Raw genomic sequence first — 19,858 nt, forward strand, 5'->3', positions numbered from 1 at the left:
CTGAGTCCGGCGCAAGAATCGCGGCGCGGGCGCTGGGCTCGGCGGGATGGCGGTGAGATGGCATACCTGCATACCGCAAGTGTGCACCCCGGCGGCGCCCGCGCCTCAGAGTGCGCGTAGGCCGCGCAGGGTTCTTCGTATCAGTTCGCGCCGTTCGTCGAGTGTCATCGAGTCACCGAGCGGTGCGTGCACCCGCAAATAACCTTGTGTCGCCAGGTCGTCGACCAGAAACCGCGTCGCACCGAGCGGCAAGGACAGACGAGCGGCGATCTCTGCGACCGAGGGGCTGTGCGCGCACGACGTCAGGATCTGATTCCGCACATCATTTCTCCGCCAGTGCGGCGGCTTAGCTGTCCTGAGCGCTTCGACCGGAGCCTCGGGTGCCAGGTTGGCATCAGGGTCAGTACGGCCTGCCGTCAGCGCGTATGGCCGGACCAGGCTCGGTTCGTCCGCCGTTTCCGGTTCTGTGAACCAGTCACCGATCGCGTTGTCCTTACCGTCCGACTGCTGATGCGTGTCGGTGTGCCTCTCTCGGACGTCGTGGTTCTGCAAGAACCTCAAGGCCTCATCGGCGTGCACCGATGCGCGCACCTCGCTGGAGACGACTTTGAGGATGGTGCGGTCGGTGTCGATGACGAATGTGGTCCGTCTGACCGGCAGCAGTCCGGCCAGCAGGCCACGGCGCCGAGCGTGCCGGCCACGCCGGCCCGTCTCACGCGCGACGACGGATTTACGCAGCTTGGCGAGCCTGCCTCGGCGCACCCCGAACAGCTCGGACACCACGCCGTCCGCGTCCGAGAGCAGGGGATAGTCGAACGAGCGCTGTTGGGCGAAGTGGGCCTGTTTGTCGACGGTGTCGGTGCTGATGCCTACCCGCTGGGCGCCCGCCGCAGCGAATTCGCTGCTCAGGTCTCGAAAATGACAGGCCTGGGCGGTACAGATCGGGGAGGACGCTAGTGGGAAGAAGAACAGCACAACCGGCCCTTTGGAAAGGAACGCGGACAGTGTCCGAGGCCGGCCGGTGTGATCCAAAAGAGTGAAGTCGGGCGCCTTCTCCCCGGCGATCATCGGCAAAGAGTAACGCTGGGAGGCTCTGCGCAACGCACGACTGGAGATAATTCGGTCATCGCCGCGCAGCTACGGGTGTGCCCCGCGTGTATGGGGGTAGTCAGTTTGGGTGCGAGGAAGCGGTATCGAGTCGACGACGGGAGGACTGGCGCGTCGAGCACCGGTACCTGTCCACCGAACGCGCCGGAGCGGTCACCCACGACATCAACAGACGCTGCCATGTGGCGATGACTAAGACATCACAAAGCCGGATCCGTCTGACCCATCACATCGTGGATCTCGACGACGGTCGCCAAGTTGGACTTTCCATCGGCGGCCGGGGAGTGCCGTTGGTCTTCATGCACGGGATCCTGCTGAGTCGTCGCGCATATCTACGCATGCTCAGCCGGATCGCCGGTCTGGGATTCCTGGTCGTCGCCGTCGATGCCGCCGGTCACGGCGACACCTGGCGACTGCCGAAAGATGCCTGTGGCTTCAGCGATCGCGCCGACTCAGTGCTGCACACATTGGACGCGCTCGGCGTCGGGCAAGCGGTGTTCGTCGGCCACTCAATGGGTGGACGGATGACCATCCAACTGGCTGCACGCGCCCCCGAACGAGTGCTTGCCGCCGTGCTGTTCGACCCGGCGGCCGGGGCTCGGTTCGACAACTCCATCCCGAACCTGGTGAAGTCTCCAAACAGGGCATTGGGTGCGGCTTTCACCGCGATCCGCGACACGCTGGAAGACCCGATGCGGCTAGGAACCGGCGAGCAGGTCGGATACTTGCGCTTGCTCACGTCGGTAGCGACACCTAACTTGCTTAATCCGTTGGGAGCCATCCGGACAATCAAGGCCATCATCGAGTCTGGTGATTACACGCCGATGCTGCGCACCATGCGCACCGAGGGGATGCCCACGATTGTGGTGCATGGCGAAAAAGACATGATCGTGCCGTTTGCCTGCGCACGCGAAATCGCCGACGAATGCGACGGCACGCTATACAAGGTGCCCGATGCGTACCACTCCTGGATGATCGCCAATCCGCGGCAGGGCGCCGATGCGTTTCGCCAATTGCTAGGCGCGGAACTCGGCGAGGTGATCCGCAACGCCGCGGACACGATCGGCATCGAGGATGTCAACGATCATGCGGCTTGGGAGCGCGAACTGCTCGACCCCGATTCACTGTTGTTCAAATTCATCGATGTAGGGCATCACCGAAATCGGTGTAGAGGAACCCCAGCAGGTCAAACTCGAGCGGATGCGCGACGCCCAGCGCACCCACGAGCGGATGTCGTGGACGCGACGAACATATCAACGGTGGGCGGCCAAGCACATGCGTAAGACGCGGTCGGTGATCCGCCAGAACACCCAGATCCGGTCTGGACAGCGGCCATAGTCGCGTAGTCCATCTGGCCGCTGGATTGTTGGCGGCCGAACGACTCCGCGTCCCGATGCAGTTCGGTGGATCGAGGCTCAAATCTCGTGACGGTCTCAGTTGCGCAAAGGTACTGCAGCCCCCCGCGATGCAAGGGCCGATATCGCCTGGTTGGCTTTAGCGTTGGCTGCTATGGCCGGAGCGGGCAATTACGTGAAGTGCTGGCGCACAGCGCTTCATGCAACCGTCTCGGCATTGATAGTTGCCATCCTCGGACTCGCGATCACCCCCGTAGCTCATGCGGCTGCGGCCACGGCGACATTGAGGGTGGAACATACATGGCAGACCGGTTTCATCGCCCGCTTCGCAATCACCAACTTGAGCACAGCGCCGCTAAGCGATTGGAGGATTGACTTCGACTTGCCGGTCGGAGAATCCGTCTCGCACACGTGGAATAGCACCATTGCACAATCTGGCACGCACTATGTTCTCGCCCCCGCGAATTGGAATCGCGTCATTGCACCCGGTGGTTCAGCCACCGGCGGTTTCCGGGGCGTGTTGACCGGTTCCTACTCGCCACCGTCGAATTGTCTGCTCAACAGGCAATATCCTTGCACCTAACGACGACTGCACACTGAGGCCGAGTCATCGGGGATCCGCGGATGGCTGGGTTGTGGCCGGCCGAGGGGAAAGCCCGGTGACGCCCCGGGCTGTCGGTGGAATCCTGGGAGGATGACCAAGCGCATCCTCAACGTCGTCTCCAACGTCGCCCACTACGACGACCCCGCCGAGCCAACCGGGCTGTGGCTCTCGGAGCTGAGCCACGCCTATGACGTCTTCGCCGAAGCGGGTTACGAGCAGACGATCGTCAGCCCGAAGGGCGGCCCTTCACCGCTGGAGCCGCGTTCGTTGAAGTTCCCCAATTTCGGCAAGAGCGCCAAGGCGTGGAAGGCCGACGATACGAAGATGGCGTTGCTGGCCAACACCGCCTCACCCGATGAGATTGACTCGGCGGATTATGACGCGATTTACTTCACCGGCGGTCACGCGGTCATGTACGACTTCCCGGACAGCGAAGGCCTGCAACGTATCACGCGCGAGATCTTCGAGCGCGGGGGAGTCGTGTCCTCGGTCTGCCACGGCTACTGCGGCCTGCTCAACACGAGGCTCTCGGACGGATCGCTCTTGGTTGCGGGGCGCAAGCTCACCGGGTTCGCCTGGTCCGAGGAGGTCCTGGCCCGGGTCCACAAGTTGGTGCCCTACAACGCCGAAGCGGAAATCAAGAAGCGCGGCGCCCGGTACGAAAAGGGTCTGATTCCTTTTGCTTCCCACGTCGTTGTCGACGGGCGGCTGGTAACAGGCCAGAATCCGGGATCTGCCAAGGCTACTGCGAAAAAGATTGTCTGGGCGCTGGGCAGGTGAACCAGCGGGGCGCGACCGAGGTGCCGTTCTAGCGCGCCTCAGCGCGTAGCGCCGTGAAGATCCTTGGCTGTCGCAGACGTCGGTACCGTCGATTGATCCGGATACGTGCCGAGCAGTCGATCGGCAGTTCCGGTGGTGGTGACGGTGAACCAGTAGTGTTCGTTTTTGAAGTGGTGCCGTCGGTGGTTACGCCAAATCGACCGGTACAGACTGGTTTTAGGCTTGTAGTCGGTGTGGATTAGGTAGTGCGTCCACTCGTAGGCCAGCCCGAGGGCCGTCAAGCAGACCAGGTACGTCAGCCCGAGACCGAGTCTCGGGAAGGCCACCAACGCTATGGCGACCGCCGTCGGGAGCACCCAGAGCAGGCTCTGCCACGGCATGAAGATGAGCTCGACTTTCCGCGGGTCGCAGTGATGCTCGCGATGTTTGCGTGCCAGTAGCGGATCCACGACGAAGCGGCCGACACTGCGCGGCCGCCAGTGCAGGATGCCGACATGGATGATCCACTCCAAAACCGGAAACGTGGCCACCATCAGTGCCGGCAGCACGGCATCGGTGAGCTGCCAGTCGCCGACGACGATCCGGGTCGTCAGCGCCCCTGCGAACGTCAGTGAGAGAGCCCAGGGGGAAGGGTGGCGCCAAAACTCCCGGCCCGCCTCGGCCAGGGCGAAGTTGCTGCGTGCGCGTGTTGTCACCGCCGTTCATCCAAGCCAGAAAGAGCGGCGAGCAGGTCGTGGGTGGCCGGCTCGAGCAGTTCGGTCGCGGCGCGTTTGGCGGCCGCCGGGTCGCCTGCGCTGATCGCCTGTGCCAGCTGCCGATACAGCTCTGTGCGACTGACCTCGGCGGCCATCACTGTGGCAAGGGCCGATAGTGCGGGTTCGTAGGTAGCACGCAAGGTGTTGAACATCAGCCGGAAGACGATGGAGTCGGCGGCGTCGACGACGTGATCCCAGAACGTCAACGCGGCGCGCTGATGCTCCACCGGGTCCTTCTCGGCGGCAAGTGCATCCACGGCGCCAGCGAGCAGGCCGGCCGCCTGCGGGCCGCCGCGTTCTGCAGCCAGCTCGGCAACTTTGGGCCCGTTGTGCAGCCGGGCCTCCAAGATGCTGCGCACGACTGCCACGTTCAGCTCATCAGCCCGATCGCCCCCGCGGAGCAACAAGCGGGGCAGCAGGTCCAGGCCTGCGTGGCGGCGGTAATCCCGCACGGTGGTGGCGTCCCCGTGCCGAACTTCGACCAGGCCGGCGGCGCTGAGGCGCTTGAGCGCCTCACGAACCGTCGGCCGGGACACGCCGAGCACTTCGGCGAGCTTGCGCTCATTGGGCAGCGTCTCTCCGGGCGCCATCTCGCCGCTGAGCACATTAGACATGATCTGCTCGAAGACGTATTCGGGTATCGATCGTCGAGTCACCGGCCGCAGAGCCATAGGCCTAAACATGCCGTGAAACTGGCTAGACGTCAAGTGGTCAGACCAGTAGCAAGCTCCTTAATGGATTCGAGTCTGCGGCCGTCTATTCGGTGGTCGGGCAGACTCGATGGCCGCCTCACGCGCGTGCGAGCCGACCAGGCCGCGACCGTCGACCCTAGCCGACTAGGCAAGAGTGTTGGTTATCTCAGCCTGGAAGAGATGCGACGAATAGATGCAGCGCTGCGCATCGTGTTGGATCTCTAACGCCATCGAGCACCGGAACCAAATCCAAACCGCTTGGGCCTCAGGCGGGTTCGCGTCTGACAACATGATGCAATATGCGGAGACTTACCGGTAATGCTGCATATTCGATTTGTGCGTATTGCCCTATGAGGCGGGGGCACGCGAGTCGAGTTGCTAGCCTTTCCAGACGACCTTGTCCGCGCCTCCGGCGTCCCGGTAGACCACACTGTCGGGGTTCGTACCGTTGCGAACGTCAAAGTAAAGCCGCCCTGTAACAGGGCTGCCTAAGGGGAGTGGCCCTTCAGGAAGGCCGTCAATCTGGTTACCCTTCATCACCGCGTACGTGGAGCTGTTGACCGCCCGAGCGTTGAAGTCGGCAATGTTCGGTGTTGCGTTACCGCTCACACCTTTGGCCGTGACGTCGGAGTACCACACGCCGTCGTTGTGGCCGCTGGGCTGCAGGTTGCTCACGGTGTAGTCGATGGTGCCGCCCATACTGGAAATCTCTGCCATCTGGCCGAATTGCAGCACCTGCGGATCGGCGAATGCGGGTGTCGCCGCGAAGATTCCGGCCGCCGCCAATACAGCTGTTGCTGCCGTTGTTTTCGATGCAATGTGTGAGAATGCCACGTCAGGCTCCCTTCGTGATGTGCCGGCTGTCCAAGAGCGGCAGCTGATTCGCAAGTGAGGTTTATCCGAAGCGCGGAATTTCAAACCTGATGTTTGCTAGCGCGCTTGTCGATCCTGGGGCCCGTTGATTAACTCGATATCAGAAAAGCTGGAACGCAGCGCTGCGCCCGATCCCGCCGTCGACCATGTGCGGATGGCCCGGCTCGTCGACGTCGACGTCGCTCACAAATAGGGTGAGCTCAAGCAGGGAGGCAGATACACCCGCGGAGCGTCTGAGCCGGCCCCATCTTTGTCATGGCGCGCCACCGTTGCGCTTGTCGAGTTCGCGGCTCGTCCGAACCAGATGATCACGTAGCGCAGGTTTGGGTGAGCATGTCGAGGTCGGCGGAGGACCATTCTGCCAGTGGCCTCATTGTGAGCAGAAAATCGGCAACGAGCGCTTTCTTGGTGGGGTCGTGGACGTGTTCGGCGACACTGGCCAGCAGTTCTTGTCGGCTGCATCGCCGTCGTCGACGGTGTCTGGGTTTTGCATCCGGCTAACGGTAGGTGAGCGCTCCGACAAGCGACTTATATTGCACAACAACACGATACAACTACAGAACGATCGTGTCGAAATACGGTGCAGCGCCGCATATTTGGCAATATGGATGACTTTACTGGCAGCTCTGCATCTTCAACTCCCGCGTATTGTTCAGTGCCAGACATCAATGGATCTCATGGAACTCGCCCGCCGAGCCCATGGTGGATTTCATCGAGCACCGCTGGACCTTATTCGGGTGCTCTGACTTGCCGTCTCTGACCGCGTTATAAGTTTTTCGGAGCTACGAAGACCGCGACTGCCTGCGCCACTCAAGAAGACGCGAGAGGAAGCCGATGAGAACGATCGCCTACCGCCACGCGGGAGTCGTCGGCCTGGCCGCCGTCGCGCTGATCACCGTGGGCTGCAGCAATGGCAAGAGCGTCGAAGCGTCGGCACCGCCTCAGGTTGGGGTGAACGCCAGCTCCACGGCTAAAACCCCAGCGCAGCCCACCGAGGTGAAGCTCATAGGGGAGAGCGACGTCGAGGTGACCCTGACCGGCCCGATCGCTGCGAAGTACTCGTCGGCAACCGAGAATCAGAGGGCGGCTCTCGGCAAGCCACTGACGGGTGACCGCAACGCGGGAAAACGCGAGAGCGGCGTGGTGTTCCAGCAGTTCCAAGGCGGCGTCATCACCGCCAAGAACGACGAGGCTGGCACGCCCGCATATATCACCCTGGGCAAGATCCGGGAGGCCTGGAATATCCCGCGCGACCGGGACGGCGCGCCTGCGATCACCGGCAATAACGGTTCGGCAGGCCCTCTGGGCTTGCCCATCAGCGACGAGAACACCGTCGGCGATCTGCTCGTGTCGAATTTCGAGCACGGCAGGATCGAGTACAACCCGAAGACCGGCCAGGTCGATGTGACGGTAAACGGCAAGGTCGTACCATCCGGGCTGTAGCCCGAATCAGGCGTTCATCAAACCGCAAATATCGTGGATTTGATGCACGACGCGATCACGCAGGTACTTGAGCGTCTTCGCGAAAGGTCATTTTCGTAGAACCGCAACGGAAGGCCTTGGGCGGCAAACGAAATCGGTGGATGTGTCGGCGGTCGGGAGGGTCAAGGGTGCTGATTCGTCAGATGCGCTATGCAGTGGGTTACCGGTCAGTCGGCATATTCGATTCCCGCGTATTCTGCTAGTGGCCAGAGTCGCGGCGGCTACCCGTCCGCCGCTAGCGGGTCATCGGGCCTGGTTACTGGTTTAGAGTTGTCCGGCCGAGTCCGCGGACAATTCGATGCCGGTAATGAAGCTAGCGTCGCCCGAGGCGAGGAAGAGTGCTGCTGCGGCGAGCTCGTAGGGGCCGGGCCGTCTCATGGGGACGTCTGCGGCTTGGTCGGCGAGCAGAGGATCCCTAACGGCTCTTGAGCTACGATCTCCACTGCTGTCTCACCGGTGATACACTGGCGGTCATGAGCACTGTTACCGTGCGCGATCTGCGGAATAAGGGCGGAGAGGTGCTTCGCCGCGTTGAACACGGCGAACGCATAGTGATTACACGCGATGGCACCGCCGTGGCCGAACTTCGCCCGCTCCCTCGTACGAGGGTCGGCCCGGCTGAACTGATTCGTCGGCGCAAGAATCTTCCGCGGGTGAACCCATACGCCCTTCGGCGCGATGTCGACAACCTAATCGATCCGTCGCTATGACGGAGGCGCCGCGCGAGGGAATGCTGGACACCTCTACAGTGATCCTTCTCGGCGAGATCGCCGACCCAACCGAGCTTCCTGACGAAGCGGTGATAAGCGCGATAACACTGGCGGAGTTGTCTGTGGGTCCACATGTCGCGCACGACGATGCTGAGCGCAGTGCCCGTCAGCATCATCTACAGCAGGCTGAAGCCGACTTCGATGTAGTTCCATTCGATGACGATTGCGCGCGGTCGTTTGGCGGCGTCGCCGCAGCGTTGCGCGCATCAGGGCGTAAGCCGGCTGCGCGCGCCTACGATGCGCTCATCGCAGCGAGTGCGATCGCGCATAAGGTGCCGCTATACACATGCAATCCAGACGACTTCACGGGAATACCGAGGCTGGAAGTCTGCCCGGTTACGAATCCACGTCAGCGATAGGGGAATAGGCCGGCACAGCTGGTCGTCGCTTGTGTGCCGATCGTTTCGAATGACTGGCTGCTCACAGGCCGTTGGCGGCTATTGCAGGTGTCCAGTCTCAATCAATCTGACACTGGTGAGCGGGCGTTATGCCAGAAATTTGACGCGGCGCGGACAGTGAAGCGTCTCAATGTAACTGGCACTTCTGTCCAGGGGCTCGCAATGTCTCCTGTCGTGTGTTGACCCCCGGCGGGCGCACCAGCACGCGCGTTTGGTCGGTCATGACCACAGGTGCAGGCACTGGCGACGCCATTCCGATCGGCGTAGCGCTGCTGGTCGGTGAGCGGTGGAGGCTCCGGCAACATGGTCGTTGACAGCGGCATGTTGGTGGCCGGCGCGGTCGTGTGTCGTTTTCACCTTGCGGGGCCACGGATTTACCGCACGATGAGACATAATTCCTTCCTTAAGCAGATAAGCCAGGGCGTCGGCGCGATAGTTCGAAGCGGCGGATCTGCAGGCGGCCACTTTGCAGGCCGACTTTGAGCGGGAGCGGGATGCGGGTGTGGCGCTGGATCTCGCTGACGGGCACCACGGCACTGGTCTGCAGTTCCCACGCGGGGAGGCGGCGGCGCAGATCCTGCTCGGAGATGCCGGCAACGATGCCGGGGATTTTGGTGCAGCCGGCCATGAGGAGCAGTGCCCCGGGGGCCGCGACGCGGGTGACACCCTCGGCGTAGGCGTCTCGCCGGTTCTTGGCCAGGCCGTAGTAGCAGCCGCTGTCGTTGATCAGCGTGTAGCCGTCGCCGACGCTCAGGTCATCGAGTCGGGTCACATCACCTTGGAGGAATCGTGCGTTCGCTGCGTCGCCGATCGCTCGGGATCGCGCGATGTCGATGGCGCGGCCGATCACGTCGATGCCTAACGCGTCCCAGCCTTGGCGGGCAAGGTAAACAGTGTTGCGTCCCGCCCCGCAGCCGAGGTCAAGCGCGCGGCCCGGTGGGAGTCGGTGTTGGCCTTCGATGTGCTCCACCAGCCATCGGTCTGGGACGTCGGAGGCCATCAGCGACTCGTTCGATCCGATGCGGGACAACGCCTGATATACAAGGCGCAAGACGTCACGGTTCATACGTGATCCCTTCTGGTGTCGACGGTTGCGGTGTCCGAGCTATTACGTATCGCCTGGGGGCGTGCTCACCGGAGTTGCGGTTCGCCCGTCGCTGGTTCCAGCAGAAGCCGCGCGACCTCGTGCGGCATGGTGATCATGGCGCGGTGCGTGGTGGGTAGTCGGCGGTGGCGCCAGTTTGGGCCGCGAGGCGGTCGCAGCCTGGGGTGCAATGCGGAGCGGAAGCCGGTCATCAGCAGCTGGCCGACTAAGGTCCCGCCGGTGCAAACGATGTAGGTCCGCGGGATGCTGCTCATCAGGTCAGGGTGGGTCATATGGATGGGTTCCTCGAACATCCTCAACGGTGCTCCAGTTACGTTCTGGTCGGCCGGATCCTCGTGGTGGCCTTCAAAAAAGCCGATGACGCGGCTCACGATCTTGCCGAGATGGGGTAGCCACGCCCCGGCCGGTAACCACCATCCGTCTCCGTGGGCCACGGCTTGCTTGCGCATCCTGTTGACGAGGCGGGGGATGATATCGGCGACGGCTTCGCCATCGTGCGGCGCCATCGCGTCGAGATAGATCAGGTGGGCGATCCGGTCAGGGATTTCTCCGGCTATGGCGGTGATAACCATGCCGCCGTAGCTGTGACCGACAAGGATGACGTCTCGAAGATCGTTGGTGTGGAATAGCTCGATGACATCTTGCACCTGTGCGTACAGGCCGGTCTCGGAGCTGGCGAGATGAGCCCGCTCGCCGATGCCCAACAGTGTGGGTGTATAGACGCGATGGCCGACCTGACGCAATAGGGTCGCGACGGGAATCCATCTGCGACCGCTGTCAAATCCGCCGTGGACGAGCACATAGGTTGCCACCCTGGTTACCCTCGCTTTCTGTCACATGGCCGATCGGCGGCAGTGCGATTTACGCGCACGACTCGGGCAGATTCACGCCAGCAGTGTCGAGATCCTCTTGGATGTCGTGGATGGTGATCGAGAAGACTTTTCCGCCCGTGGCGGCACGGTCGAGGAGGTGGAAAAAGCAGATATGCCGAAAACCTTGCTCGCGCTGGGTGTACGGCACATCTCTTCTTCCAGCATCGCGAGCATGTCACGAATATCCGCCGGGTAGACTGGGCAGCGCGACTTCACCATTCTGGCATACAGCTTCAAACTGACTCCTCCCGTATTGCATTGCGCCCGTGGTTGATTGGCGGGCGCACAGCTAGCACTCGATGAGTTGAGCCGCGGTAATTCTGTCCTGTTCGGCCGTATGTTCGGCCCAGCACGCATAGTGGATATCAAGTTTGCGCTGGACATAGCGCTCATCAATCACCATGTCGAAGCCGTTGAACACGTAGTGTCCATCGGGGTCGATACCCGGCAGACGGGTGATCATCGCTCTGACCGCTGCCTGGGCGTCGTCTGGGTGGCTGTTCACATACGTGGTGCCCTGTTTTAGGGCCGTGCGGAATGCCGACACGGTAGCGGGGTTCTTTTGCGCGTAGTCGCGCGTGGTCCACACTGCGCTCTGCGGCTGATCCTGCCAGCCCCAACGCTCGTCAAAGAGATTGATCAACACCCTCGCGTTTAACTGAAGTCGAAACGTCGTGCAATAGGGGTCGGGAAGGCAAATCGCATCCGCCTGCTTGCTTGCCAATGCCGATCCGAGCGAAAAGATTGGTATCGGCAGGAACTCAACGCGGCTGCGGTCGACTTTCAGCTGACCGAGGATGTCCCACACCAACTCATGGGCGGTTGACCCCAGACCGGGCACACCGATGCGCACATCGATGAGATCATTGGGCTCCCTAAAGTTTGAGTCGGGTAGGACAAGCAAATTGCACCAGCCCGAGCGGGCGACCGCGAACCCTGTCACAGCCAGGAGCTTGACTCGTTTCTGCTGTACGGTCTCCGCTGCCGTTGACCATCCGGCCACGAGGAAGTCAGCTTGGCCATCCAGCAGGGGAGACATGTCGTTGGCATCGGTGTAGGGCTGCAGAACGACCCGATCGAAACCGGCTTGATCGAAGTACCCTTGCTCAAGAGCCCATCGGGCCGGTAGCGCTCCCGGCGGCTGATTTCCGGCATCATTCGTCCTCCAATGCGCGGCGCGGCATCGAGCGATCCAGGCCGGCCGCACTAGGACCGCGCCCTCCAGCCAACCTTGGCCAGGGTGCTCCCGAGTCGGCGAGCGTCTTCGGACAGCCGCGACCTGACAACGTGGGTGACCAGCCGGCCCACACGGACTTGCACCAGCTTTGACAGCGCGTCACGCTCCGCCGCTGTGGTGCGGTCGGCCACCGCCGCGTGAATGTGCTCGGTGGCCGTTGCCGCTAGCTCATTGATCAGCGCGTCGCGATCGACATGCCGCTCTTCTGCCATGTCGGTGAGGCTCTCGCCGGCGAAGTAGCGCTGACGAATCTCCTTGACACTCAGCCCGATGATCTCGCTGGCCCGCCGGGCCACCGCGCCCACGGCGGCCGGTGCTGCAGACGGGTCGCGGGGGACTCTCTGCGGCTGGTAGTCCGCGGGGAACCAGGTGGCCGCGTTCCCGTCGACCAGGCGGGAAATCCGCCCTGCCAGCAGAGTCTGCAACGCCGGGATTTCCTCGGCCGTTAACCGGCCCACAGCCACAACATCTTTCAGCGGCTCGATCAAGACACTGACTATGGTGCTGACGAGCACAGAGCGGTCCACCCCCTGACTGGCAGCGATTTGGACGGGGCTTTCGCCTGCGTACAGTCGCTGTCGGATCTGCTCTGTGGTCAGCCCGAGAACCTCGGTTACACGATCGATCACCGCCGTGAGCTTGGCAGGGATGCCCATGTGATGGTCCATAATGTGGTCCACCCGCGCCGATAGCAATATCGCTAGTGCATCGCGTTGCTCGTCGCTGATGGCGGCGGAATCGACAGACTGATCGAGGGTTTTGATCGTCACATCGGTCATCTCGCGCACCAGACGATCCCGCCCTATCTCCCCGCCGAAACGGCTGGCGATATCGGCCCAACTGTCACCCGCGAAGGCCTGGGCGATGATCTCCGGACGCTCTGAACCCATCACCTCGCTGCTTTGGCGCCAAACGTTTCCCCGCAACCCGCTGTCAGCTCCACCGTGGGGCACACCCATCATCATGGCCACGGCCCCCGAGATGACGTTGAGTGCCCGGCCCAGCACCAGACGCTTCCCAGCCTCCGGCACCAGGTTGCCCTGTGCGTCGTAGAGCCCGCGATCGCGCGCCTCGCGACGAAGCGCCAAAGCTTGACTTTCCGTTAACGTGCCGGCCCCCACCAGGCTGTCGAAGACATCGTCCTGCCGGTCTTGCGCGTCGGTATCAACCATTCGTACCTGCCAACTTCCACGAACCATCGACGAACTTGTCGCCCAGGCGATGCTTAGTTTAGCAAAAACAAACTAAAACGCTAGACTCTTTCCGTGGGAGATATTGGCCTGAGAGCCCCGACGGAAGCCGCCACGGCGCAGCAGCCTGGGCAGCCAGCACCGCTTGCGCCTGGCTCCGACCTCGATCAGCAGATCCGCGTACTACTGGGCTTTTTCATCCGTTTCTCTACCACCCGCCGTCGAGACCACGTTCAACTCCCAGGCAGCCCGAACGACTTCGCGCGCCTCACTGCCCGCCACCTGAGCGCCGCCGCTCAGTTGTTCCTTCGGGGTCCGCTCACCGTCGGCGAGCTTGCCGAGCAGCTTGACGTGACCTATGCGACCGCCAGCCTCGTGGCAACCGATCTCGAGCGGGCTGGCGCGATCGAGCGTGAACGAGACCCAGCCGACGGCCGACGCGTGGTCCTGCGCCTCCATCCCACCATTGGTATCAACGCCATGAAGCAGCGGATCGAGCCGATGCGCCGCACGCTGGAGCAACTCGACGAGGCCGAGCGCAACACATTCGTGAAGGCGATGAGTATCTTCATCGAGGAGTTAGAGAGACGCTAAAACGCTGAGTTCGAGCAATTCGTTATGGAAACCCGCAGCGCCGTACAGATCCGCTTGCTGTTGGTGGTCACGTCGCGATCACCTCATCGGACCGTTAAGCGAGGCCACCGTTCCAGGACTTTGCGCGGCGGGGTAGAACGGATTCACCTGCCGATCGGTAGCGAGCGGGCAGCGACGAGTACCGCAGTAGCTTGAATTGAGTATCGTCCGGTATACGGTCATGAGAGGCGGCTCGTCGCAGTTCGTTGGTCAAGGTGCGAACGACCGCCCAGATTCTCTCAACCCCTCGCCAGAGGTCTGATCGGTCGTCGACGCGCAGTGCGGCTGCGAACTGGGCAGTGACGTGTGCATAACGGACAGGCGTGGCAAGGCTCGGATTGCACGCAGTGTCGAGAAATTGTGTGCTGGTGAGCATCTGAGCAATCGCGACTTGCTCCCGATAGGCAAGTGCCTCGATTGCAGGGATTCCAGTTGTGGTCCGTCGCCGTTCGAGTTCATCACCGCCCAGCGCCACGACCGCCGTCTCCAGACCGATCATCATGGCCGTGCAGTCAAATACGAGTCCCCTGCTTCGGAACAGAGCACGGAACCGTCGTTCAGCGCTTAACGCGGGACGGTAGTCCCGAATATCCAATTGAGGCTGTCCAACCCAGCGACGGTGGCGCAGGCAAACCATACCTGTGCCAGGAATTCTGCCCACAGCGACTTCTCCGCGGGTGCAGTGTAGACATAGGTTTCGTTCGTGGATCACGTTGTCTTCCAGCGTGGTAGGAGCGCAAAATGCATCAGCCCGTAGTAATCCAAGTTGCCGCCAGGCCTCTGGTCGGCCATGGGCAGAACGCGCCCTCGATTTCAGGTCGCCGCTATCCACTAATGCCGTCTCGACTGCTTTCACGGTCGTGTGGTTTTGCACCGATGCACGGTGTGCGAAGGAGTCGACAGTTTCCCCGGCGTAGATCTTCGTCCGGATCGGCAGTGGCTTGAGCTTCATCCCGCCTGCTTGAGTCGCTTGGGCTTTCGCGGGCGTGGCGGCGCTGCGGCGTGGTGCTCGTCCGCCGCCCGGTCGGTCTTGATCGAGTCGAGCAGTGTGCGGTCGATCTTCTCGGACCCTTCCTGGATCGCGGCAATAGCGGCGTCGCTGAGTAGTGCGCGCAGAGAGCCGATACTGCCGCCGGTGCGGTCGTAGAGGTAGGTGGCGTGCTGCTCCAGTGAGCCCTCGCGATGCTTGGCCAACGGTAGGAGGCTCTCCAGGCCGAGTACTAACTCCACCCAATCGTCACGATGGGCCTGGGTGCCATAGCAGTATGGTGACATCTCATGAACGATCATGCGGGCCTTGATTTGACGGCCCATGTGCCCCGCGAAGAGATCGCTCGTGAGCAGGTCGATGCCCGCATAGATGAAAGTCGCATCCAATCTCTCGCCGAAGACCTTGAGGGCTGAGGCGGCTTCGGCACCGATGCTGCTGTTGGTCTTCAGGTTGTGCACTTCATCGACGATCACCAGTGTTGTTCCGAGGTCGCGGAGCACCGCGACGACTTGTTCGGTGATGTCCTGGGCGGTGTTCTTGCTGCGCATAACCAGACCGAGCCAGTTGGCGAAGGCCAGCATCATCATCTTGGGTGTGGTTCCGGGTGGAACGACCGCATACACGACTGGTGCGTAGTTGGCGTCATTGCGGCCTGTTTTGGTTCGCATGAATTTCTCGTGGCGCTTGCCGATCAGAAGCGCGGCGGTGCTCTTTCCCAGTCCTGCAGCGCCGCTCAGCGCAAGGCCTCGCCTAGCGGTGGCGGTTTGTGCGGCGTTGCGTGCCAAAATTATTCGCGTTTGCCGCTCCAGGGCCTTGGTGTCCGCGGTTTCCAGTACGACGTCGGCGGCCAGCCATGCGATTCGCTGTTGGTCATAGTCCAATTTGGCATCGGGGGAGAGGGAGGCGAGTTCTTCGGGGATGAGCAGGTCAGGTGTCGTCGGCCGGTGGCCAACGAATTCGCGCCAGGCGCTCAACGAGTCAGGTACAGCCATCGGTTACTCCTCGTCGATTCGTCGCGCGGCCTTGATCTGGCGTGATGGTTTGATCGGTGCCGCGGTTTCTATGGGTCCGCATTCGGCGGATGGGGTCGGGTCAGGTTCGGGGACGACGGGGATCGTGCTCGCGTTGCGCCGGGCGGCGGTGCGCTCGCGGGTGGATACCGCTCCGCCGGTCTGGATGCGGTTGATTTCGGCCAGAACGTCGACGCCTGCCCCGCCACTTCCGCGTTTGGCAGCAGCGCTTCTGGCGGCGTTGAGCACATCAAGGGAGAATGGTGCGAGGGCCTGTTTGGCCATCGTCCATTCGGCGTGGATCCACCGGCCTCGTTTATGGTCGCGGATGAAGATCTCGTTCATTCGGTAGGGGTCGAATCGGATCTCCCAACGACCTCGGGCGGGTTCGGGGAGTCCGCTGCTAACGCCCCGGTATTCGTGCAGGCCGGACGAATCGTAGTGCAGGCCAGCGAAATTGACTCCGTATGGCTGGATCGACCTCCAGTCGATGGGCAGCAGCCCTATGTAGTCGTCGGTTGTGAGCGCGACGTTCACCGCGGGGGCGATTCCTGACAGCGCTGCGTAGGCCTCGTTGGGTGTCAATTCCTTGCGGGGCATGGCAGGGTGGCGCAGTCCGCTGTGTGGGCGGTTTTGCCAGACGCTCACGATCCACAGGTCGAGGAGGTTCTGTACCTCGGCCAGCGTCCACTGCGCGTCGACGCCGGGATCGGTCCCGCGACGGACGACGTTTGGTCCAACGTAGCCCGCGAGATACTGGGTGAAGCCGCTGTTGATAGCAGCGAAGGCTCGCTCGATGTGCGGTTTGTCGGTCGGAGTTCGGGGAGCCGCTTTGATGATACTGATCTGAAGTCGTTCGCATGCGCTCAGAAATGTTGAGCCGACAAACACCTTGCCGCGATCGATCGTGATGCTGTCAGGAACGATGACGGGTTTCGCCGCGATTCTTGCCTTCACCGCGTCGTCTCCATCGATCATTCCCTGGGGGAGAATGCTTCTGGAAAAGGCAAGGGAGGCAGCCCAGCCGGGCTGCATCGGTATTGGGGTCAAGGCTCGTGCGAGCAGCACGGCGGCATCGACTGCCTTGGTCGCGACCGGCCGAAGGATCGCCGCCAGCGCAGTGCGGGTCGCGATGTCAAGCGCCATCGTGAGGTCGACCCGTCCCGTTGAGCCGTCCGGGTTAACTACCATCAGGTCCAGTGGAGTGGAATCGATCTCGACCAGCTCCCCTGGTCTGGACGGGGCCTGGCGTCCCCAGCTCCTGGCAGGTCTGTTCGCCTGGGTTCTGCGTGTCGTCGCATTGCCGAAGGGATGTCGGTTGCGCTCGAGCGCGGACAGGGCTCGGTACATGGTGGCGCGTGAGGGGAGCGGTATCTCTTGCTTGGTCGCCTCGATCCTCACCTGGTTGATGACGCGATCGCGGGTGCCGGTGCTCAGATCGGTCTGGCCGGCTATCGCAGTCTCCAAGAGGGCGATGATCCGCTGATCGGTCCGCCCGGCCACGGTGCGTTGTCTTGTCCTGCGACGGTCGATAAGTCCCGCTAACCCATTCCGGCGGTAGGCGGACAGGTATCGCTTCAGGCTTCTCTCGCCGATGGGAGTTCCGGCTTGTCTGAGTTCGTTAAGTTTTGCTTCGATGCGGTCCGCCAATCGGTTCGTGGGGTCATACTCCGGTCGGGGTTTTACGATCGTCGTTCCGTCGTTCGGCGGGACACCGGTAAGTACCTCCACGACGTGCCGGTGCAGGAACTCAACTCGGGTGCGTGTTTCCGCGTCCAGCGTTTCGATAACGGCGACGTTATCGAGGCTGGGCAACCGGTCAGGGTTGTCTGGTAGGTACGACTCGTCGCCGAGCAGATCAGGTAGGGGTATCTTGCGGATCCTGTTCGTGGCCAGGCTCTTTAACGCGATGGTGGTGCCGTCCTGTGCCATGACCTGCCACGAACCACCGTCATACTCGATGAAGTCGAACAGCCGAACTGATCTCATGCCGAGACCTCCGTTTCCATGCGCAGTGAGACGGACAAGTCGGCATGTAGAAGCCTCCTCCACATCAGGTGATAGATGTTCGCCAAGGCCGCTGGTTCAGTTGAGCCGAGCGCTTTCGCCGCTCGGCTCACACCAACCCCAAGCGGAGTGGGCTCCCCGAACACATCGACGATATGTGTGATCACGCTGTCTGGGGGCGAGAAGCGGTCGTGACGGTAGCCGGATAACCAGCGCACGTTCCGGCGGTGCGGCGTATCGATGCCTGTGAAAATCTCGTACTCCCAGCCGATCTCACTGCATGTATCCCGTGTCAACGCGAACTGCTTCGCAGAGTTAGCAACCGCGCCAGGATGCTTGACGTCGACCACTCGGCCGTCCCCGCTGGCCAGCCGGAGAAAGAAGTCAGGGACGTGGTACTTCGAACCCTTAGTCGTTCGCGGCCACAGAAGGGCGAAAGGCTGCGCCGAGATCGCCACCACTTCCGCGTCGAAGTCGGCGATCATCAGCGCATCTCGCTCCAGTAATGACTCGAACTCTATTTGCGTGCGCGTGGTTGAGCTCCACCAGCGACCTTCATAGTTGCGCTTACCCTTCCAGGAGTAGAAGCGGCGGATCGGCAGGGCGGATTCGAGTCGCATTGCGGCGAGATCGTCAGCCACACGATGGTTAACGACGCGCCGTGCGCCCGGCAGCCGTGCCAGGACGAGCGTTTCATCGGTCATGTTCCTGGGCAGCTGTTCGACCACAGGTGCGGGCACTGGCGGCTCCATTCCGATCGGTGTACCGCCAACTTCTCACGAGCGACCGACAAGTCTGATCCGCTGGCGACGCGCGTGCGGTCGCGACCGGTCACCAATGCCAACTTGAATGAGATCCCGCGACGATTCCGTAAGGTGCCAGATCGACTGCGAAAAGTGCCAACTGCACTGAGACCGGACAGCAGGCGAGGACCGGGCTGACTCATCCGATGAAAACGGCGAGTTTTTTACTTAACATAATGTGGCTTATCGGTACAGAACGCATGCGGGTTGCATTGGATGAAAGTGCTCGACCAGGCCTCTGAGGTTCATGCCGATTGAATCACCGATGCCCAATGCGCCAGGCGCCGACCGGTTGCGCATTCCTAATGTCTAGCTGGGCAGCAACCGGGCCTGCAGCTGAGTTGACTGCGCGCCACTGGCGGAACTTCCGGTGAATGAGCCCCGACGACGCGCTTCCACCATGCCACGCCCTTCCCGCCGGGCCAAGTCAATTCGTCACCGTGACGAAATCGACTGGCGCGTTGCGTTATTCATTGGCCAGTTCCTGCAATCAGAATCAGCTGGAGTGAGCTTGGTCAGTTGACGTAATCGAAGTAATCGCCAATTACCGTGAAACGGGCGACAGCAGCTCATAGTTGACGTCGAGCAACCGATACGTCGGCTCAGCCCGTCGGTCGCATGTGATGAGCATCAGCTTGTGCTTGCGAGCAGCCGCACCGACGAGACCGTCGTAAACTGCGCCGCCGGCCAAGGCCACTTCGGCAAACTCCCGTAACAGGCGCTTTGTATCCGTTGCGGACAGGAAGCGAGACTCCGGAAAATTCCTCTCCTCCAAGCGAAGTGCCGCAACCGGAGTAAGTCGGTGCGGCGGCGGCAGTCGCGTCAGCACCGACAGCAGCTCGACCGCGGCATGCCCTGACAACCCCCGGCGGCACACTAGGAGCCTGGCCTTGGCGGCTCGGTGAAATGGGTTCTCACGCTGCACCAGTGCAAGTGCAGCGCTGGTGTCGACCAGCACATGTTCAACGCTGGTCGGCAAGCCGCAACTCCCTCACCGCGTCGGCGCCAAGCTTTGGACCGCCACTGGGTAGCAGCAGAAGCCCATCCTCTTCGACAAGGTCGTCGGCTGCCACGCTTTCGATCCGGATAGCAGCCCCATCGAGGGAGATCTCTACTTCACCAGAGGCGATGCCGGCCTGTTCGCGTAATGACTTCGGAATCACCAAACGCCCGGCTTTATCCATGGTAGTTCGC

Annotated in this window: 23 protein-coding genes and 1 pseudogene; 9 read left to right on the forward strand and 15 right to left on the reverse strand. The window is 62.1% G+C overall.

Annotation, left to right across the window (positions count from 1 at the left end):
* Positions 1-105: 105 nt before the first annotated feature.
* On the reverse strand, positions 106-561 hold the full coding sequence (locus G6N15_RS23625; protein WP_232070498.1) for a DUF742 domain-containing protein: 456 nt from the start codon (positions 559-561) through the stop codon (positions 106-108).
* Positions 547-1,068: pseudogene (locus G6N15_RS23630) on the reverse strand (peroxiredoxin); the annotation flags it as partial. The gene G6N15_RS23625 and the pseudogene G6N15_RS23630, both read right to left, overlap by 15 nt.
* A 227-nt stretch (positions 1,069-1,295) precedes the next feature.
* Between G6N15_RS23630 and G6N15_RS21000 the strand changes: the two are divergent.
* From G6N15_RS21000 to G6N15_RS21010, 3 genes are all read left to right on the forward strand, one after another.
* Positions 1,296-2,390 carry an alpha/beta fold hydrolase gene (locus G6N15_RS21000; protein WP_232070296.1) on the forward strand — a complete coding sequence of 365 codons (1,095 nt, stop codon included), beginning with the start codon at positions 1,296-1,298 and terminating at the stop codon, positions 2,388-2,390.
* A 226-nt stretch (positions 2,391-2,616) separates the two neighbouring features.
* Positions 2,617-3,045 (forward strand): cellulose-binding domain-containing protein, encoded by a 429-nt coding sequence (locus tag G6N15_RS21005; protein WP_083086959.1) that lies wholly within the window; start codon positions 2,617-2,619, stop codon positions 3,043-3,045.
* Positions 3,046-3,156: 111 nt separating this feature from the next.
* Complete coding sequence (locus tag G6N15_RS21010) at positions 3,157-3,846, forward strand: type 1 glutamine amidotransferase domain-containing protein (protein WP_083086957.1); 690 nt, start codon at positions 3,157-3,159, stop codon at positions 3,844-3,846.
* 38 nt (positions 3,847-3,884) lie between these two features.
* Here G6N15_RS21010 and G6N15_RS21015 read toward each other — a convergent pair whose 3' ends face one another.
* The gene (locus G6N15_RS21015; RefSeq protein ID WP_083086954.1) at positions 3,885-4,541 is read right to left on the reverse strand and encodes a sterol desaturase family protein; all 657 of its coding nucleotides are present in this window, start codon (positions 4,539-4,541) and stop codon (positions 3,885-3,887) included.
* Entirely contained in the window at positions 4,538-5,272 is a 735-nt protein-coding gene (locus tag G6N15_RS21020) for a FadR/GntR family transcriptional regulator (protein WP_083086952.1), read from the reverse strand. Before G6N15_RS21020 ends, G6N15_RS21015 begins: the two co-directional genes overlap by 4 nt.
* 63 nt (positions 5,273-5,335) lie before the next feature.
* Between G6N15_RS21020 and G6N15_RS21025 the strand changes: the two genes are divergently transcribed.
* Complete coding sequence (locus G6N15_RS21025; RefSeq protein ID WP_083086950.1) at positions 5,336-5,518, forward strand: type II toxin-antitoxin system PemK/MazF family toxin; 183 nt, start codon at positions 5,336-5,338, stop codon at positions 5,516-5,518.
* A gap of 153 nt (positions 5,519-5,671) precedes the next feature.
* Here the strand turns inward: G6N15_RS21025 and G6N15_RS21030 are convergent, their stop codons facing one another.
* On the reverse strand, positions 5,672-6,127 hold the full coding sequence (locus G6N15_RS21030) for an MPT63 family protein (protein WP_083086948.1): 456 nt from the start codon (positions 6,125-6,127) through the stop codon (positions 5,672-5,674).
* Between the two features lie 873 nt (positions 6,128-7,000).
* On the opposite strand from G6N15_RS21030, the gene G6N15_RS21035 reads away from it, so the two are divergent.
* The 3 genes from G6N15_RS21035 (at position 7,001) to G6N15_RS21045 (ending at position 8,777) form a co-directional block, all read left to right on the forward strand.
* Positions 7,001-7,609 carry an LGFP repeat-containing protein gene (locus tag G6N15_RS21035; RefSeq protein WP_083086947.1) on the forward strand — a complete coding sequence of 203 codons (609 nt, stop codon included), beginning with the start codon at positions 7,001-7,003 and terminating at the stop codon, positions 7,607-7,609.
* Positions 7,610-8,121: 512 nt separating this feature from the next.
* Positions 8,122-8,358 (forward strand): type II toxin-antitoxin system Phd/YefM family antitoxin, encoded by a 237-nt coding sequence (locus G6N15_RS21040; RefSeq protein ID WP_083086945.1) that lies wholly within the window; start codon positions 8,122-8,124, stop codon positions 8,356-8,358.
* A complete protein-coding gene (locus G6N15_RS21045; protein WP_083086944.1) occupies positions 8,355-8,777 on the forward strand; it encodes a type II toxin-antitoxin system VapC family toxin in 423 nt (140 codons plus the stop codon). Before G6N15_RS21040 ends, G6N15_RS21045 begins: the two co-directional genes overlap by 4 nt.
* 442 nt (positions 8,778-9,219) lie before the next feature.
* On the opposite strand, the gene G6N15_RS21050 is transcribed toward G6N15_RS21045, so the two are convergent.
* A complete protein-coding gene (locus G6N15_RS21050; protein WP_083086941.1) occupies positions 9,220-9,882 on the reverse strand; it encodes a class I SAM-dependent methyltransferase in 663 nt (220 codons plus the stop codon).
* A gap of 65 nt (positions 9,883-9,947) precedes the next feature.
* The gene (locus tag G6N15_RS21055) at positions 9,948-10,733 is read right to left on the reverse strand and encodes an alpha/beta fold hydrolase (RefSeq protein ID WP_083086940.1); all 786 of its coding nucleotides are present in this window, start codon (positions 10,731-10,733) and stop codon (positions 9,948-9,950) included.
* Between the two features lie 25 nt (positions 10,734-10,758).
* Here G6N15_RS21055 and G6N15_RS21060 point away from each other — a divergent pair, with 25 nt between their 5' ends.
* On the forward strand, positions 10,759-10,989 hold the full coding sequence (locus tag G6N15_RS21060) for a hypothetical protein (RefSeq protein ID WP_139797768.1): 231 nt from the start codon (positions 10,759-10,761) through the stop codon (positions 10,987-10,989).
* 93 nt (positions 10,990-11,082) lie between these two features.
* Here the strand turns inward: G6N15_RS21060 and G6N15_RS21065 are convergent, their stop codons facing one another.
* Both G6N15_RS21065 and G6N15_RS21070 read right to left on the reverse strand, forming a co-directional pair.
* Positions 11,083-12,000 carry an ABC transporter substrate-binding protein gene (locus tag G6N15_RS21065; RefSeq protein WP_163748188.1) on the reverse strand — a complete coding sequence of 306 codons (918 nt, stop codon included), beginning with the start codon at positions 11,998-12,000 and terminating at the stop codon, positions 11,083-11,085.
* Entirely contained in the window at positions 12,000-13,202 is a 1,203-nt protein-coding gene (locus tag G6N15_RS21070; RefSeq protein WP_083086938.1) for a hypothetical protein, read from the reverse strand. The genes G6N15_RS21065 and G6N15_RS21070 overlap by 1 nt, the downstream gene beginning before the upstream one ends.
* Positions 13,203-13,295: 93 nt before the next feature.
* On the opposite strand from G6N15_RS21070, the gene G6N15_RS21075 reads away from it, so the two are divergent.
* Positions 13,296-13,814 carry a MarR family winged helix-turn-helix transcriptional regulator gene (locus G6N15_RS21075; RefSeq protein ID WP_083086936.1) on the forward strand — a complete coding sequence of 173 codons (519 nt, stop codon included), beginning with the start codon at positions 13,296-13,298 and terminating at the stop codon, positions 13,812-13,814.
* Positions 13,815-13,908: 94 nt separating this feature from the next.
* Here G6N15_RS21075 and G6N15_RS21080 read toward each other — a convergent pair whose 3' ends face one another.
* From G6N15_RS21080 to G6N15_RS21105, 6 genes are all read right to left on the reverse strand, one after another.
* On the reverse strand, positions 13,909-14,805 hold the full coding sequence (locus G6N15_RS21080; RefSeq protein ID WP_139797767.1) for a hypothetical protein: 897 nt from the start codon (positions 14,803-14,805) through the stop codon (positions 13,909-13,911).
* Positions 14,802-15,836: a TniB family NTP-binding protein gene (locus G6N15_RS21085; RefSeq protein ID WP_083086934.1), complete on the reverse strand. Its 1,035-nt coding sequence runs from the start codon at positions 15,834-15,836 to the stop codon at positions 14,802-14,804. Before G6N15_RS21085 ends, G6N15_RS21080 begins: the two co-directional genes overlap by 4 nt.
* Positions 15,837-15,839: 3 nt before the next feature.
* Complete coding sequence (locus tag G6N15_RS21090; protein WP_083086932.1) at positions 15,840-17,843, reverse strand: Mu transposase C-terminal domain-containing protein; 2,004 nt, start codon at positions 17,841-17,843, stop codon at positions 15,840-15,842.
* Positions 17,840-18,601, reverse strand: coding sequence for a TnsA-like heteromeric transposase endonuclease subunit (locus G6N15_RS21095; protein WP_232070297.1), 762 nt, complete (start codon positions 18,599-18,601; stop codon positions 17,840-17,842). Before G6N15_RS21095 ends, G6N15_RS21090 begins: the two co-directional genes overlap by 4 nt.
* Before the next feature lie 607 nt (positions 18,602-19,208).
* Positions 19,209-19,643 carry a type II toxin-antitoxin system VapC family toxin gene (locus G6N15_RS21100; RefSeq protein WP_083086929.1) on the reverse strand — a complete coding sequence of 145 codons (435 nt, stop codon included), beginning with the start codon at positions 19,641-19,643 and terminating at the stop codon, positions 19,209-19,211.
* A complete protein-coding gene (locus G6N15_RS21105; RefSeq protein WP_232070298.1) occupies positions 19,627-19,848 on the reverse strand; it encodes an AbrB/MazE/SpoVT family DNA-binding domain-containing protein in 222 nt (73 codons plus the stop codon). The genes G6N15_RS21100 and G6N15_RS21105 overlap by 17 nt, the downstream gene beginning before the upstream one ends.
* Between the last annotated feature and the right edge of the window lie 10 nt (positions 19,849-19,858).

Origin of the sequence: Mycobacterium noviomagense (assembly GCF_010731635.1) — a bacterium.
In the GTDB taxonomy this organism is placed as follows: Bacteria; Actinomycetota; Actinomycetes; order Mycobacteriales; family Mycobacteriaceae; genus Mycobacterium; species Mycobacterium noviomagense.